The organism is Streptomyces sp. NPDC043861 (assembly GCF_056435905.1).
This window is the reverse complement of the sequence record NZ_JBWKDP010000004.1, coordinates 307,398-323,233: the sequence shown is the minus strand read 5'-3', so window position 1 is coordinate 323,233 and position 15,836 is coordinate 307,398. Positions and strand designations below refer to the sequence as shown.

At 69.4% G+C, this 15,836-nt stretch carries 13 protein-coding genes; 4 read left to right on the top strand and 9 right to left on the bottom strand.

Translation table 11 applies throughout. From position 1 onward, the window contains the following. Window positions 1-155 precede the first annotated feature (155 nt). The 3 genes from AC068D_RS12315 (at window position 156) to AC068D_RS12305 (ending at window position 2,339) form a co-directional block, all read left to right on the top strand. Complete coding sequence (locus tag AC068D_RS12315; protein WP_478822912.1) at window positions 156-872, top strand: GOLPH3/VPS74 family protein; 717 nt, start codon at window positions 156-158, stop codon at window positions 870-872. Window positions 873-1,092: 220 nt separating this feature from the next. Further along, window positions 1,093-1,950 carry a helix-turn-helix domain-containing protein gene (locus AC068D_RS12310; protein ID WP_478822911.1) on the top strand — a complete coding sequence of 286 codons (858 nt, stop codon included), beginning with the start codon at window positions 1,093-1,095 and terminating at the stop codon, window positions 1,948-1,950. 188 nt (window positions 1,951-2,138) lie between these two features. Beyond that, window positions 2,139-2,339, top strand: coding sequence for a DUF397 domain-containing protein (locus tag AC068D_RS12305; protein ID WP_478822910.1), 201 nt, complete (start codon window positions 2,139-2,141; stop codon window positions 2,337-2,339). A 167-nt stretch (window positions 2,340-2,506) separates the two neighbouring features. Here AC068D_RS12305 and AC068D_RS12300 read toward each other — a convergent pair whose 3' ends face one another. Continuing rightward, window positions 2,507-3,349, bottom strand: a complete 843-nt coding sequence (locus tag AC068D_RS12300; RefSeq protein ID WP_478822909.1) for a hypothetical protein — start codon at window positions 3,347-3,349, stop codon at window positions 2,507-2,509. Between the two features lie 81 nt (window positions 3,350-3,430). Here AC068D_RS12300 and AC068D_RS12295 point away from each other — a divergent pair, with 81 nt between their 5' ends. Continuing rightward, complete coding sequence (locus AC068D_RS12295; RefSeq protein ID WP_478822908.1) at window positions 3,431-4,213, top strand: SDR family oxidoreductase; 783 nt, start codon at window positions 3,431-3,433, stop codon at window positions 4,211-4,213. Window positions 4,214-4,249: 36 nt separating this feature from the next. Here the strand turns inward: AC068D_RS12295 and AC068D_RS12290 are convergent, their stop codons facing one another. The 8 genes from AC068D_RS12290 to sbnA all read right to left on the bottom strand — a co-directional run bounded on the left by AC068D_RS12290 (window position 4,250) and on the right by sbnA (window position 15,488). Continuing rightward, on the bottom strand, window positions 4,250-5,365 hold the full coding sequence (locus AC068D_RS12290) for an ADP-ribosylglycohydrolase family protein (RefSeq protein ID WP_478822907.1): 1,116 nt from the start codon (window positions 5,363-5,365) through the stop codon (window positions 4,250-4,252). 460 nt (window positions 5,366-5,825) lie between these two features. Continuing rightward, a complete protein-coding gene (locus tag AC068D_RS12285; RefSeq protein ID WP_478822906.1) occupies window positions 5,826-8,432 on the bottom strand; it encodes a bifunctional FO biosynthesis protein CofGH in 2,607 nt (868 codons plus the stop codon). A gap of 214 nt (window positions 8,433-8,646) precedes the next feature. Next, window positions 8,647-8,835, bottom strand: a complete 189-nt coding sequence (locus AC068D_RS12280) for a hypothetical protein (RefSeq protein ID WP_478822905.1) — start codon at window positions 8,833-8,835, stop codon at window positions 8,647-8,649. Between the two features lie 228 nt (window positions 8,836-9,063). Then, a complete protein-coding gene (locus tag AC068D_RS12275) occupies window positions 9,064-10,272 on the bottom strand; it encodes a benzoate/H(+) symporter BenE family transporter (RefSeq protein WP_478823131.1) in 1,209 nt (402 codons plus the stop codon). 125 nt (window positions 10,273-10,397) lie between these two features. Further along, a complete protein-coding gene (locus AC068D_RS12270; protein ID WP_478822904.1) occupies window positions 10,398-11,600 on the bottom strand; it encodes a trans-sulfuration enzyme family protein in 1,203 nt (400 codons plus the stop codon). After that, window positions 11,597-13,495 carry an FAD/NAD(P)-binding protein gene (locus AC068D_RS12265; RefSeq protein ID WP_478822903.1) on the bottom strand — a complete coding sequence of 633 codons (1,899 nt, stop codon included), beginning with the start codon at window positions 13,493-13,495 and terminating at the stop codon, window positions 11,597-11,599. The genes AC068D_RS12270 and AC068D_RS12265 overlap by 4 nt, the downstream gene beginning before the upstream one ends. Beyond that, window positions 13,489-14,490: a 2,3-diaminopropionate biosynthesis protein SbnB gene (sbnB, locus tag AC068D_RS12260; protein WP_478822902.1), complete on the bottom strand. Its 1,002-nt coding sequence runs from the start codon at window positions 14,488-14,490 to the stop codon at window positions 13,489-13,491. The genes AC068D_RS12265 and sbnB overlap by 7 nt, the downstream gene beginning before the upstream one ends. Window positions 14,491-14,504: 14 nt before the next feature. Beyond that, complete coding sequence (sbnA, locus tag AC068D_RS12255; RefSeq protein ID WP_478822901.1) at window positions 14,505-15,488, bottom strand: 2,3-diaminopropionate biosynthesis protein SbnA; 984 nt, start codon at window positions 15,486-15,488, stop codon at window positions 14,505-14,507. Window positions 15,489-15,836: the final 348 nt, after the last annotated feature.

Genomic DNA, 15,836 nt, shown 5'->3' with positions numbered 1-15,836 from the left:
GTCCGAACCATCTACCAGTGTCCTGTGTGAGCCCTTGGCCCCCGTGCAAGACGAGAACGACATACCTACTGGTTCCAGCACGAAGCACCCAGGCACTCTCGACAGACCAATGTGAGAGGCGTCACCCTGTCATTCATCCACGCGGGGAGGCATGGATGGGCAGGAGCCGCAGAACAATTCCGGAAGAGCTTCTGCTGCTCGCTCTGGACCCGACCACGGGTACCACAGCGCAGCCGCAGTCGCTCGACCTCGGCCTGGCCGGAGCACAGCTAGTGGAGCTGGCACTGGCGGGACGGATAGCCCCTGACGGGGATCGTATCGCCGTGGTGATGCCACGGCCGACTGGAGATCCGACTCTGGACTCCGCACTGGAACTGCTGCGCAGGCGCGGCAGCCCGGTCCGGGCCGTCCACTGGATCGGCGGGCCCCGACTGGGGCTGCGCCAGACCTACCTTTCGCATCTGGAGCGGTGCGGCATGGTCCATGCCGTGGCGGGCCAGATGTGCGGGGTGCTGCCGACGACTCGCTATCAGGCGACGGACACGGCAATCAGCCGGGAAATCAGGGCCCGGCTGGACAGTGCGATCCGCACCGGCGTACCACCGGACCCGCGGACCGCGGCGCTCGCCGCACTGGCCCACGCGGTCGGCCTCGGCAAGCACCTCTACCCGGGGAACGAAGGGCGCTCGTCGCGCTCCCGGCTCCGGGACCTGATCAGGCACGACCCCATGGGCGGACTCGTGGCGCACGCCGTGATGGACGTCCAGAACGGTGTGGCCGCACAGCCGCGCCGCAACCCCACGGCCGGCAGCCGCCAGCCGGCCGTCCCGGTGCCACACCGCGGAAGCATGGCCCGCGCAGCCGTGCACTAGTCGAAAGGGATCGGCTGCGGCCGGCGGAACAACACGCGCACAAGACCCGGTTCGGGAGCCGCACAGAACGCGCGGGGCAGTCAATTCGACTACCCCGCGCGTTCGCCTTGTTGCGCGTGTCGTCGTTTTCCAGCGCAGGCCGCATCATTGGTGGCAGTCTGCTGAGACGTAGATACACACAGCAACGAATGGAATTCCCGCAGCCGGAGGTGCAGTTCCCGTGGCGTCCAACGTCAACCCCACCGTCAGGCGCCGCCGTTTGGGCCAGGAGCTGCGCCGACTCCGCGAACTCAAGGGCATGACCGCGGAGGAGGTGGCGGAGCGCCTGCTCGTCTCCCAGTCCAAGATCAGTCGCCTGGAGAACGGCCGCCGTTCGATCAGCCAGCGCGACGTCCGCGATCTCTGCGGGGTGTACGAGGTCGAGGACCACCGGGTCGTCGACTCACTGATGCAGATGGCCAAGGACTCCCGCCAGCAGGGCTGGTGGCACGCCTTCGGCGACATCCCTTACAGCGTCTACATCGGTCTGGAGACCGACGCGGCGAGTCTGCGCGTGTACGAATCACTGATCGTCCCCGGCCTGCTTCAGACGCGCGAGTACGCACAGGCCGTCATCGAGGGGATGTGGCCCGAAGCCACACCCAGCGAGATCGACAAGCGCATCCAGATCCGGCTCAAGCGCCAGGACCGCCTCTCCGACCCGGTCAATCCGCTTCGGTTCTGGGCCGTGATCGACGAGGCCCTGCTCCGGCGCGTGGTCGGCAACGAGCAGATCATGACGGATCAGCTCACACATCTCGCCCAGTTGAGCGAGCAGCCGCATGTGACTTTGCAGGTACTGCCCTACGACGTCGGTGCGCACCCCGGCATGTACGGCAAATTCGCGATCCTCGAGTTCCAGGACGCAATGGACGCCAGCGTTGTCTACCTGGAGGGCGTGACCAGCGACCTCTATCTGGAGAAGCCCAATGACGTTCAGAGCTACGCCGTGATGTACGAGCATCTGCGCGCCAAGGCCCTCAGCGCCGAGCAGTCGCGGGATTTCATCCTTCGAGTGGGCGAGAGTTTCAGCGCCTGACCAACCAAGAGGGTCGGGCAAGATACACCGAAGGAACGTCTACTGAATAGACCTCGATGGAATATGCCATCCGGATGGGTGAACGCCCGCCGCCACGAGAGATGTTGCAGCGTAGCGTCGGCTTCAGAGCCGTTGGCGACAGCAGCTCATGGCAAACCTGTACACATGGCACAACCATCGGAGTCACTATGCTGATTCGGCAAGGCGCGCTGACGGAATGGACCAAGTCTTCGTACTCGGCCGTCAACGGCGATTGTGTGGAGGTCAAGGCGCAGGGTCTCTGCACCATCGCAGTCCGCGATTCAAAGGCTCCTCAGCGCCCCGCTCTCGGCTTCGCCGCAGAGACCTGGTCGGCATTCGTGCTCGGCTTCGGCCACGAAGACGCGTGACTGGAGCCACGTACCGACCGCCTGGCAACGCAACCTAGATCAAGCCCTCTCGACCGGCTCGCCGTCCTGGCCGAGGGGGCTCGGCCATGCCGCCGGGAGCCCGGGACCCACGGCAGGACGGGTCGGCCGAGGACCCATGCCCGTGTCGTGTCGGATCACGGCCCACGTCAGCGCAGCTGGTCCACGTAGCGGTCCGTCCCAGGAACCGTCGGGATGAACGGCGCCACCAGCTCCACCCTCCCCAGCTCCCCCGCGTCGAGGTCCGCGAAGTGCTCCTCCCAGCAGGCGCGGGGGTCCTCCTCGAGGAACCAGAGCAGTGTCAGCCGCGTGTCGACGCCCTCGACCTGCTTCACGTACGACATGCGGTCCAGCGGCAGGGGCGTCGGGCGGAAGGCCGTCACCATGGCCGCCGGCGCAGGGGTCCTCCCCTTCGCGGAGAGCCGCTTCGGCAGGTACCGCGACCTCAACCACTCCAGCAGTTCGGCCCGCTGCTCCGGACCGTCCGTGTCGATGACCTCGACGACCAGGCCGGCGTAGGGGTGGTCGAGCGCGTGGCGGTCGCGTGGTCCGGCCGCGCCGTCCCGGTAGACGGTGCCAACGTGGTCCTGGAAGGCCGTGAAGACATGGGTGCGTTCCTGATGGACGCGGGCGTCGCGGTTGAGCCGCTTGTTGATGCCGACCGTCCACTTCATGTGCTCGTCGTAGCGCCCTTCGGTGATCCAGTACGTGGAGATGTAGCACCCGGCCGTCACCGGCTGCGCCACCGCCGACTTCTCTGGGTAGCGCAGGAGTTGCAGTTCCCTGGTCGCGACCCAGCGCCGGCCCGCGAACATCCACGGCATCGCCATCGCGCCCGCGTAGTAGTGATCGTCCTCGTACCACCGGTTGTACGCGTACTCATGGCCGGCATGCGGCTCGACCATGGTGATCAGCGCATGTCCGGGGTGGACTCCGTAGGGGCCCACGGCCGCCAGTTCCGCGTACACCTCGGACCGGGTGTCCTCACTCACGACGCTCCCCTTCCTTCCTCCGATGGACGGACCTACTCTGACGCTCCGTCAGATTGATCGCCAGTGCCGGGAGGCGCCGAGATGCTGCTGCAGGGAAAGACCGTCATCGTGTCCGGCGTCGGTGCCGGCCTCGGACACCAGGTCGCCGCGGCCGTCGTACGGGACGGGGGCAACGCCGTCCTCGGGGCGCGCACCGAGGCGAATCTCGCCAAATGCGCCGCCGGGATCGACCCGGCGGGAGAGCACATCGCGCACCGCACCACCGACATCACCGACGAGAGCCAGTGCGAGGCGCTGGCTGCGCTCGCCACCGAGCGCTTCGGCCGGATCGATGCGGTCGTCCATGTCGCCGCCTGGGACAGCTACTTCGGGGGTCTGGAGGACGCCGACTTCACGACCTGGCAGCAGGTCGTCGACGTCAATCTGCTGGGGACCCTGAGGATGACCCGCGCCTGCCTGCCGGCGCTGAAGGAGCGGGGCGGCTCGGTCGTCATCATCGGCACTCAGTCGTCGGTGGCCGCCCCGTCACAGGTGCGACAGGCCGCCTACGCGGCGTCCAAAGGCGCGCTGACGTCCGCGATGTACTCCCTGGCGCATGAGCTCGGCCCCTACCGGATCAGGGTCAACACCGTACTGCCCGGCTGGATGTGGGGGCCGCCGGTCGAGGCGTACGTACAGTTCACCGCGCACACCGAGGGGCTGCCGGAATCCGAGGTGCTCGCCCGGCTGACCGAACGGATGGCCCTGCCCGAGCTGGCAACGGACGGCGACGTGGCGGAGGCGGTGACGTTCCTCGCTTCGGACCGGGCACGGGCGATCACTGGGCAGTCGCTGCTGGTCAATGCGGGCGAGCTGATGCGATAGCCCCATGGCGCTCATGGGGTGCGGATGACAGGGGGGTCAGCCTCGCGGATAGCGCAGCAGCCAGCCGGGGGCCGAGGCCGCCGGTCCGTGCAGGGCGGGCCCCTGGGTCATCTCCATGGCGAAGTCGTCGGCGAGTTCGAGGGTCGTGGCCCGGCCCTCCAGCTCCGCCAGCCAGGCCGGAGGGAGGGCGGTCTCGCCGTGGAGGGCGCCGAGCAGCGCGCCGCAGAGGGTGCCGGTGGTGTGCGAAGCACCGTCGTGGTTCACGGCAAGGCGCAGGCCGTGGCGGACGTCCTCGCTGACGAGGGTGCAGTACACGGCGATCGCGAGCGCGTCCTCGGCGTTCCGAGTGCTGCCGAGCGTGGCGATCCGGGCCGGGCTCGGGATGCCCTGGCGCACCGCGCCGAGCGACTGCTTCAGCGCGTCGGTGACCGGCTGGTGGCCCGGCCGCGGCGCGAGCAGGGCGAGGGCACGCTGGACGGAGCCGTCGACCGTCTCGCCCCGCGCAAGCCCGTGCACGATCACGGCGAACGCGCCCGCCGAGAGATACGCGGTGGGGTGGCCGTGGGTCTGCGCCGCGCATTCGACGGCGAGCTGGCAGACCAGTTGCGGCTCCCAGCCCACCAGCAGCCCGAAGGGCGCCGAGCGCACGACGGCTCCGGCGTCGCGGGCGGTGGGGTTCTTGGGCCTGTCGAGGGTGCCGAGCGCCTCGTCGGCGAGTCCGGTGACGGTGGCCTGGTCGGGATCGCGGCGGGCGTAGAGCCACTCCTCGCGGGCGAGCCAGCCGTTGTCCTTGCGACGCTCGTCGGGGCCCCAGTCCCGCTGGGTCGCCGCCCAGCGCAGATAGGCGCGGTGCACATCGGTCGGCGGGTGCCAGGCGCCGGTGTCCCGTCTGACCTGGGCGCGTATCAGCCCGTCGACGGTGAACAGGGTCAACTGCGTCGCGGCAGTCACCGCGCCACGGCGGCCGTACGCGGGCACGAGGTCGCCGACACCGTCGGCGCCGTGGGCGGCGCGAATGTCCTCGACGGTCAGCTCCGCGACTCCGGCACCGAACGCGTCCCCGATGGCGGCGCCGAGCAGGCAGCCGCGTACCCGGGCCCGGAAGTCCTGCTGTTCGGCACGGCCCCAGACGGCTGTGGCTGCTGTGGTCACGCGGCATCCCTCCTCACTTGTGCGCAGCACTGTAATCGACCGCAGGAGATCGCTTCATGGGCGCAATCAAGCCGGAACGCTGTGTGATCAGTCGCCCTTGTGGCCGGATCTGATCACTGCTCTGGGTGCATCCACGGCTGCGCTGTGCAACCCGCCGCAGCCGCACGGCCGACGGCCGCGGGGGCCGTCCGGCACCGAGTCGGTGCCCTCGGGCACTGACCGTGTGCCTGCCGGGCAGCGAGGCAGGGGGCAGCAAGGCGTGCGGCCGCGAGCCGCAGGGGACGCGGGGCTCAGCCCCGCAGCGGCGTCGCACTGGCGGGGCCGTACCCGGCGCCGTACCCAGCGGCGCGCCCGTCCGGGCCGTCGGGACGCGGTCCGGACGTGCCCGCACAGCCCCGAGGGCCCGGACGGTCGGCCCGGATCAGCCCGGATCAGTCCGGATCAGCCCGGTCAGTCCGGATCAGTCCGTCAGCACCGGCAGCAGCTCCGGCAGGTGCCCGTCCGACGCGGCCGCCGCAGCGACCCGTTCCTTGGGGACCTCGCCGTACAGGGTCGTACGCGGCTTCGCCGGCCGCCCCGCCGCCTCCGCGATCGCGACCAGGTCCTTCACCGAGCGGTACGAGCCGTAACTCGACCCCGCCATACGGGAGATGGTCTCCTCCATCAGGGTGCCGCCCAGGTCGTTGGCGCCCGACCGGAGCATCGCCGCGGCTCCCTCCGCACCGAGCTTGACCCAGCTGGTCTGGATGTTGGGGATGTGCGGGTGGAGCAGCAGCCGGGCCATCGCCGTCACCGCACGGTTGTCCCGGGCCGTCGGCCCCGGCCGGGCGATTCCCGCGAGATAGACGGGCGCGTTGGTGTGGATGAAGGGCAAGGTCACGAACTCCGTGAAGCCGCCCGTCTCCTGCTGGATCCGTGCCAGGGTGCGGAAGTGGCCGAGCCAGTGGCGGGGCTGGTCGACGTGGCCGTACATCATCGTCGAGGACGACCGGATGCCCAGCTCATGGGCGGTGCTGACGACCTCGATCCAGGTGGCCGTGGGCAGCTTGCCCTTCGTCAGCACCCAGCGCACCTCGTCGTCCAGGATCTCGGCGGCCGTGCCCGGGATGGAGTCGAGCCCGGCCTCCTTCGCGGCCGACAGCCACTCGCGGATCGACATTCCCGTCCGGGTGGCACCGTTGACGACCTCCATCGGGGAGAAGGCGTGCACATGCATGCCGGGGACGCGCTCCTTGACCGCGCGCGCGATGTCGAAGTACGCCGTGCCGGGCAGATCCGGGTGGATGCCGCCCTGCATGCAGACCTCGACGGCGCCGACGTCCCACGCCTGTTGCGCCCGGTCGGCGACCTGCTCCAGCGAGAGGGTGTAGGCGTCGGCGTCGGTGCGTCGCTGGGCGAAGGCGCAGAAACGGCAGCCGGTGTAGCAGACATTGGTGAAGTTGATGTTGCGGGTGACGATGTACGTCACGTCGTCGCCGACGACATCGCGGCGCACGTCGTCGGCGATCCCGCACAGCGCGTCCAGCGCGGGACCGTCGGCGTGCAGGAGCGCGAGCGCCTCGTCGTCGGTGAGCCTCGTCGGGTCGTCGGCGGCCGTGGCGAGGGCGGCGCGCACGTCGGTGTCGATACGGGACGGCACCATGCCGGGCGCCGCGGCCTCCCGCAGTGCCTCCCAGTCTCCGTACACCTCGTCGAAGTCGTTCCGGCGGTCGCCTGTGCGGCCGGTCGTGTCGATGGTGCGGTGCAGGTCCGTGCGCCCACTCGCCGCGAAGCCCTCGTCGGGCTCCTGCCAGGGCAGACCCGCGGGCCGGGCGCTCTCGTCGGCCAGCCCCGTCTCCGGATCCGCCAGGGCACGTACGTGCGGCAGCAGCCGCGGGTCCAGCCAGGGCTCTCCGCGCTGCACGAACTCCGGGTACACCGCGAGCCGTTCGCGCAGCCGGAATCCGGCGGTGGCCGAGTGCTCGGCGAGCGCGTCGATCTGCGGCCACGGCCGCTCCGGATTGACGTGGTCCGGTGTGAGCGGCGACACGCCGCCCCAGTCGTCGATCCCGGCGCCGATGAGCCGCCCGTACTCGCCGTCCACGAGGTTCGGCGGTGCCTGCAGACAACCCGACGGGCCCATGATGTGCCGCGCGACGGCGACCGTGGCGACCAGGTCGTCCAGCTCGGCGTCCGGCATACCGCGCATCGCCGTGTCCGGCTTGGCGCGGAAGTTCTGGATGATGAGCTCCTGGATTCCGTGGTAGGCCCGGGAGATGCGACGCAGCGCGAACAGCGAGTCCGCCCGCTCCTCGTACGTCTCCCCGATCCCGATCAGCAGCCCGCTGGTGAACGGCACCGAGCTGCGGCCCGCGTCCTCCAGTACGCGCAGCCGCACAGCGGGCTCCTTGTCCGGGGACCCGTGGTGCGGCCCCCCGGGCTCGCTCCACAGCCGCTCGGCCGTGGTCTCCAGCATCATGCCCATCGACGGCGCGACCGGCTTCAGCCGCTGGAAGTCTGTCCAGGTCATGACCCCGGGGTTGAGGTGGGGCAGCAGCCCGGTCTCCTCCAGGATGCGGATGGCCATGGCCCGCACATAGGCGATGGTGTCGTCGTACCCGTGCGCGTCGAGCCACTCCCGCGCCTCGGGCCAGCGGTCCTCCGGCTTGTCGCCGAGTGTGATCAGCGCTTCCTTGCAGCCCAGTTCGGCCCCGCGCCGCGCGATGTCCAGAACCTCGTCGGGCGACATGAACGCCCCGTACCCTGCACGGCGAAGCTTTCCGGGCACGGTGGCGAAGGTGCAGTAGTGGCATTTGTCCCGGCAGAGCCGGGTGAGCGGGATGAACACGCTCTTGGAGTAGGTGATGACCCCGGCCCTGCCCGCCGCCTCCAGCCCGGCGTCCCGCACGCGGGCGGCGGACGCACAGAGGTCGTCCAGGTCCGTGCCCCGCGCCTGCAGGAGCACGGCCGCCTCGGCGACGTCGAGAGCGACGCCGTCACGTGCTCGCTTGAGGGCGCGGCGCATCGCGTTCTCGGTGGGACGTCCGGGCTGCCGTTCCGACTGCCGTCCTGGCTGGTGAACCGTCATGGGCCGAGCATACGAGCGACCGCTCACGGGCGGCCCGCACGGCGCAACTGGGCAAGGAATGGCCTATTTTGCACCATGACATCGGCTGTGTCCGAAAATGCTGCCATGACGGCGCGCCCTGCCCGATCGACCGGGGAACGCCATGGGGTACGTCCTCGCCACCATCGCATCCACCGCGGTCGAGGGCGGTCGAGGGCGGGCCCTTCGCCGGTTGTCAGGGGGCCGAGTCCTCCACGAGGGCGTGGAGTTCGTCGCGGATGCGCCGCGCGTAGGCGTGGCGGTCGGTGCGGTCCTCGTCGGGGAGGCCGCCGGTGCCGTCGAGGACATGGACCCCGAGCCGGACCCGGCCCGCCACATGGGCCTGCGCCTCCCAGATCTCCTCCTGGGAGGCACCGCTCCGCAAGGCTGACGCGGCAGCTGGTCCGCACCGAACTGCACGCGGGCCGGGCCGGGATCGGACTTCCGGGGCAGGAGCGGTGAGGTCGGTCTCGTAGCGGCCGTCCGGCCGCCATCCCGCCCGAGGCGGCGAGGGCACCTCGGATCGGGTGCCGGTCCGTGGGCCGCACGGACCGGCACCCGACCGGTGGGCGTGCTCGGCCGATGCACGTGGCGCACCCGTGCCGGTGCGGGATCAGCTGCCGGCTGTGGGGGCGTCGCGACGCCGACGGGTCAGCACGAGGTGAGCCGCGACGCCGAACACCAGTCCCCAGAAGGCCGATCCCACCCCGAAGAGGGTGACTCCCGAGGCAGTGGTCAGGAAGGTGATCAGGGCGGCCTCCCTGTCCTTCTCGTCGGAAACTGCTCCGGTCAGGCCCCCGGCCAGCGCGCCGAAGAGGGCGACCCCTGCGATGGCGGCGACCAGTTCCTTGGGCAGGCCTGCGAAGAAGACCACCAGGGTGGTGCCGAAGGCCCCGATCAGGAGGTAGAACGCCCCACACGCGACTCCGGCGACGTAGCGGCGCCGGGGGTCGCGGTGGGATTCCGGGCCGGTGCAGATCGCGGCAGTGATGGCTGCAAGGTTGATGGCGTGCGAGCCGAAGGGGGCGAGCGCCGTGGACAGCACCCCGGTCGAACCGATCAGCAGCCGGTCCTTCGGCTGGTACCCGGAGGCGGTGAGCACCGCCATGCCCGGCGCGTTCTGCGAAGCCAGGGTCGCCAGGATCATCGGCACGGCAATACCGATGAGCGAGGCGACCGAGAACTCGGGGACGGTGAAAACCGGACGGGCGAGCTCGATGGTGTCCAGCCGGATGTCCAGACGCGACGTGGCGGCACTGCACGCCACCCCCGCCACGAGCGCGATGAGAACCGCGTACCGGGGCAGCCAACGCTTGCCGAGCAGATAGGCCAGCAGTACCGCCCCGGCGATCCACGGTGCGGTCTTCAGCGAGGCGAAGACGCCGGTGCCGAAGGAGAAGAGGATGCCGGCGAGCATGGCGGAGACCACCGCGGTGGGAACCTGCCGCATCAGCCGTCCGAACACGCCGGTCAGACCGACGAGGGCGATCACCACGCCGGTGACGACGAACGCTCCGACGGCCTCCGCGTACGAGTACGCCCCCAGGCTGGTGACGAGCAGGGCGGCACCGGGCGTCGACCATGCGGTGATGACCGGCATCCTCGTACGCAGACTGAGTGCGATACAGGTCAGGCCGCTTCCGATCGAGATCGCCCAGACCCAGGAACCGGTCTGCGCCTTGTCGAGGTGACCGGCGGATGCAGCTGCGAGCACGATGACCAGGGGGCCCGAGTACGACACCACGACGGCCACGAAGCCTGCGAGCACAGCGGACAGCGAGATGTCACGCAACAGCCCTGGCCGGCCCGCTGGTTGGGCCACTGTGTGCGGCGGAGCAGCGGCGGGCTCGACGGCCGGCGGGCCGGCCGGCCCGCCGGCGTCGCCGTCCGTCGTGTTGCCGATGCCGGCGGTCGTGCTGATGTTGCTGGTCTTGCTGTTGTCAGAGCTCACGCTGTTTCCTTCGCGGCCCGCTCCAATGCCTGCTCCAGATCGGCCACAAGGTCGGCCGGGTCCTCGAGGCCGATGGACAGCCGGAGCATGTCCTTGGGTGAAGTGCTGTCCGGTCCCTCGAATGTGTACCGGTGCTCGATCAGGCTTTCCACCCCACCCAAGGATGTGGCGCGAATGAACAGTTCGCAGTACTCGGCCGCGCGCAGGGAGCGCTGCCAGTCCCCGGCGATGTGCAGCGAGAGCATTCCGCTGTAGCCGCCGGTCATCTGCCGGGAGGCGACCTCGTGTCCTGGATCCGCCGGCAGGCCGGGGTACGCGACCCGGCTCACCAGCGGATGGTCGGAGAAGTGCTCGGCGAGCGACATGGCGGCGGCCGAGATCTGGCGCATGCGCGGGTAGAGCGTCCGTATGCCGCGCAGCAGCAGATAGGCCTCCCAGGGACCGAGGACGGGACCGGTGAGGCGGCGGTGCAGGCGCAGCCGCTCCCAGAGGGCCTCGCGCTCGTCGGTGCGCTCCGGCGCGGCCACGAGGAGCCCCGCGACCACGTCGTTGTGTCCGTTGAGGTACTTCGTGCCGGAGTGCATGATCAGGTCGGCGCCGAGGTCGAACGGCCGGGTGTGGACCGGGGTGGGGACGGTGTTGTCCACACCGAAGAGGGCGCCGGCACGGTGCGCGATGTCGGCGCAGGCCGCCAGGTCGGTCACCAGCCAGGTGGGGTTGGCCGGTGACTCGGCCCAGAGCAGAGTGGTGGGTGCGGCGTTCACCGCCTCCGCCACGGCGTCCAGGTCGTCCATGGGAACGCGTACGACCTCGAGGCCGCGATCCCGGCCGAATTCGAGCAGCCACTTGGTGAGCCCGAAGTACATCGTCTGCGGCACCACCACGCGGGAGCCGGCGGGGAGGGCCTGGAAGACCGCGGTGGCGGCGGCCATGCCGGAGGAGAAGACCAGTGCCTCGGAACCGCCCTCCAGCCCGGCCACGACGTCCTCGACCTGCTCGTAGCCCGGTGTGCCCTGGTCACGGAGATAGGCGAGTCCTGCCGGAGTGCGGTACTGGTCGTCTCGGGCGAACGTCGCGCCGAGGCTCACCGGCGGCGGTACCGCTCCGGTCGTGGGGCAGCGCCAGCCGTCACCCTGCGCGGCTCGGGTCTCGGCACGGTACTCCCGGGTCCAGGGAGTGTAGGTCTTGCGATTGCTCATGATGTCCTCGAGGTCAGGGCGGACAGGGCTGTACGGAGGGCCAGTTCAGCGTCCTGCAGCGCGCGGGAAGGTGCGCCGGGCGACGGCACGTAGTGGTTGTAGTAGCTGGACCCCTCGGTGTGCGGGCCGAGGAAGTACAACGAGTGCTGGACGTCACCGGCGGGGCCGATGCCCCGTCCCTCGCGGGTGACCCGTAGCCCGGGAGTCCGCCTGCCCTGCCCTGCGAGCGTGGAGGCACGGCCCGCTGCGACGAGTCGGCCGAGCAGTGAGCCGGGCAGCCGGTCCGCGCTGGGCTCGGTGAGGTACGCGTGCACGACGGAGTCGACCTCGACGCTCTCCGCCCGGGCCAGACAGGTGGACTCCAGGCGCCAGCGACCCTGCCCTGACGGGGCGATGACCTTGGGACGCGGGCCGGGAGCCAGCCGGAGCACTCCGGCGGCCAGCAGGGACAGCAGTTCCATCGACCTGTCCAGCTGCGGGCCGATCACCAGGCGGTTGACCGTGGCGGTGAACTCCCCGAAGAAGTGATCCAGGGATGCCTCGTCGACACCGGGGTCGTCGATCACCGCCCGAAGTGCGTCGCGATGGTCGCGCAGCACCTCCAGGGCTTCCTTGACCGGGCTGACGCCGAGCCCCTGCCGGGCCTGCGCCAGATCCTCCTCGATCCGGGCCGTGAACCATGCGGTGTACTCGCCCCCGTCACCCCACTGCCGGTCGGTGAGCTGTTCGGTCAGCACTCCGCTCAGGGGGTAGGGCCCGTACTCGTCGTGTGCCGCCGCCAGCGTCCGGTTCCAGCCCAACGCGTGCACCCGGAGGGCGAACTCCGCGCCCGCGCCCTCTGCATCGCCGGTCCGGACTGCCAGGACGGCACGGTAGTAGGCGAGTTCCATCTCCGCCTCGACCAACGGCATGACGTCTTGCAAGAAGTGGAGGCGGCCGCCCTCGCGTTCCTGGCGCAGCACACGGATGCGGTCCGGCGTCAGCACAAGGGGTGGAAAGCGGACCCGGCCGGGGTTCAGCCGCGGACGGCTGCAAGACGGCATCCCGGAGCGGCCGGCCAGGACGATGCGTGGTTCCTGGCCGCTCGGTACGTAACGCAGAGCACCGTTGGGCGTCGGTTCGTGGCGGCCTCCGCGCCCCAGCGTCAGACTGGCGATGACGTCCATGGCGGTGAGCCCCGTGCCCAGGACTGCGACGTCGTCGCCGGAAGCGATGCCTTCGAGGGCCTCGGGCAAGGGATACGGGCGGGTGATCATCCTTGGTTCGTCGGCCGGTTCGGCGGGCAGGTAGAGCGACTGGTGCCCGACGGTGACGAAGACGGCGTCCGCTTCCACGTGGGTGCCGTCGGCCAGGAGAACACTCTCCCCGCCGCCAGGAATCGGCCGGACGTCGGTGGCCGTCGTGGTGTGCCGGATCAGGGCGAAGCAGGCGGGGGCCGCGGCGGCGACGCGCTCGGCGGCCCAGGCGAGGTATTCGCTGAGCAGCCGCCGGGGCAGGAAGTCGTTCGGCCGGATCTCCCGCCCGTCCCCCGCCCGCACGGTGTACCCGTCAGGACCCAGCCGCAGATCCCGTTCCCGGCACCACTCGTGGAGATTGGGGCCCTGCACCTGGGTGGGGCCTTCCACCATCTTCTGGTCCACGAACGCGGTGATCTGCCCGCACACCGTGTTCAGCAGAAGGTAGTCGGGCTGGTCGGCCCGGTGGAAGCCTGGGCCGAGTGGCTGGGGATCCACAAGATGCACGGTGACGGGTAAGGGGGCCGCAAGGCAGTGGCTGACGAGGCGCTCCACGATGCCGAGCCCTCGTGACCCGGCTCCCACGACGGCGATGACGGGATGCCTCCCGGTGCTCCCGGGGGCCGATTCCGTGATCCTCGTGTTCTGGGTCGTCACCATCGGCTCGTCTCCCCGAAGAAGTTGGGGATCGCAATGGCCGAACCGGCGGCGCGTGCCTTCTCCAGTACGTACGCTCCGACCGCCAGATCGAGGACCCCGAGGCCGAACGGTGAGAAGATCACGGGCCGGTCCGCGGCCAGGGACACCTCGCCATTGAGGACGCCGGCGAGAGTACCGGTCACGAAGTCGCGCGAGCCGGTCAACTGCTCGGCCAGGTGGGGCGAGGTGTTGGCCTTCAGACAGTGGTCGACGTCATCGAGGATGTTGTCCGCCTCGAGCAACACCTCGGGAGCGAGGTCACGCAGGGAGATGTTCAGCACAAGCTGACCTGGTTTGAAGGGCGTGGTGACGTAGGGCTCGAGAGCAGTCGTGGCGAAGACGACGGTCTCTGCCTCCAGTGCCGTGCCCAGATCGGGCGTGAAGGACGCCGTGCGACCGTGGGCGGCCCGCAGATGACCGACGAGGGCCTCGCCGGACTCCTCGTGCAGATCGTGCACGAGGTAAGCCTCCGGGGCGCAGCCGGCGGCCTCGAGGTAGTCGCAGATGTTGCGTGCGATGACGCCGCCGCCGACCACCGCGATGCGCGTGCCCGCGAAGCCCGTGGGACGCAGCGTGGTCGCTGCGAGGGCGGCGGACGCGGCCGTGCGGGCGGCACTGATGTTGGCCGCCTCCAGGCATGCGACCGGATAGCCGCTCTCGTAGTCGTTGAGGATGAGCACGGCCGAGGCGCGGGGCTTTCCGGCCTCGGTGTTCCTGGGGAAGCTGGCGATCCACTTGATACCCGCGAGCTGGACCTCGGCACCGAGGTACGCGGGCAGCGCGATGATCCGGGAGTCGGGTTTCTCGGGGAACCGCAGGAAGTAGCTGTCGGGGTTGACGCTCTCGCCGGCCGCGTGGCTGCGGTACGCCTCGCTCACGATGTCGAGGACTTCGGTCCGCTTGCCGCTCAGCACGTCGCGAACGGTCTCGCCCGCGACCACATCAAAGTCGAACATGGGCACACCTCTCCTCAGGCCGGTACCTGAGATGTTTCTGAACCGTCTCGGTCAATGAGTTCTGGCCATCGGGCAGTGACCCAGGCGTCGTTGTAGATGGTTTCCAGATAGCGATCCCCGAAGTCCGGGGAGATGGCCACAACAACGCTTCCACAGGGGATTTCCTTGGCCTTTTCCTGGACCGCGGAAAGTACTGTTCCACTGGATCCACCGAGGAGAAGTCCGCGTTCTTGAGCGAGTATTCGGCACATCGTCACAGCGTCCGCCTCGGCAATGACGACGACCTCGTCGATCTTGCGCTCGTCAAGGATTTCCGGGCGCCTACTGGTGCCCAGACCTGGAATGTGGCGACGCCCCGGCGGCCCCCCGAAGGAAACGGATCCCGCGGAGTCGACGGCGATGATCCGGGTGGTCGGGCTGTGTTGTCTGAAGAATTCCGCGCAGCCCATCAGCGTTCCGGTCGTACCGGCCCCTATGAACACGTAGTCGACGTGTCCGATCTCGTCGAGGACGGAGCGGCCCGTACGCTCCCGGTGCACCCGTGGACCGGCCGGGTTCGCATACTGGTTCAACCAGTACGTGCCGGGTTCGCGCGCGATGCGGTCACGGATGTAGTCGATGCGGGATTGCAGGTAACCGCCGTTGCCGTCACGGACGTCGATCACCACGACCTCTGCGCCCAGCGCCTCCATCATGCGTACCGACTGGGCGTTGGCATTGGGATCCGTGACGCAGGTCAGGCGGTAGCCCTTCGCCGCGCAGACCATGGCGAGGGCTGCGCCGAGGTTTCCCGAGGTTGATTCGATGAGACGGGTGCCCGGGAACGGCAGTCCCGATTCTTCCGCCTGGGCCACCAGCGCGATGGCCGTCTTGAGCTTGACCGAGCCTGCTGGATTGAGGCCTTCGAGTTTGAGAAAGACAGTGCTTCCGGGCACCAGATCGTCCGCCCGGATGAATAAGTCGTCCAGCACCAGATCGTAAACTTCTTCCGCTATCACTGAGTTCCCAACACGGTGGTATGAGGGCATGCACGCGCGTAGCAACGGCATGCCGAAAGGCGAGAGCCCGTGGGTGTGATGACCGCGCATGGGTGACGCGCTCAGGTGCAGAAGATTGTGTCTCCCCCGTTCGCCGCCTAGGTGTCCCCCGAACCGCGGCAATTGAATGATGACACAACCACGTGTCACTCGTCCAAGACATTTTCCGTCCGCCGGGATGTCAGGAATTAAACATTCCGAATAATGTCCCGAGGGTTCTCGGCCTCGACTCCGGAGCGCGGGAAGCAGGAAAGGCCCCAACGGCTGCCCGTATGTCCTGTATTTGCCGGTACTCGCCGGCGGGGGCGA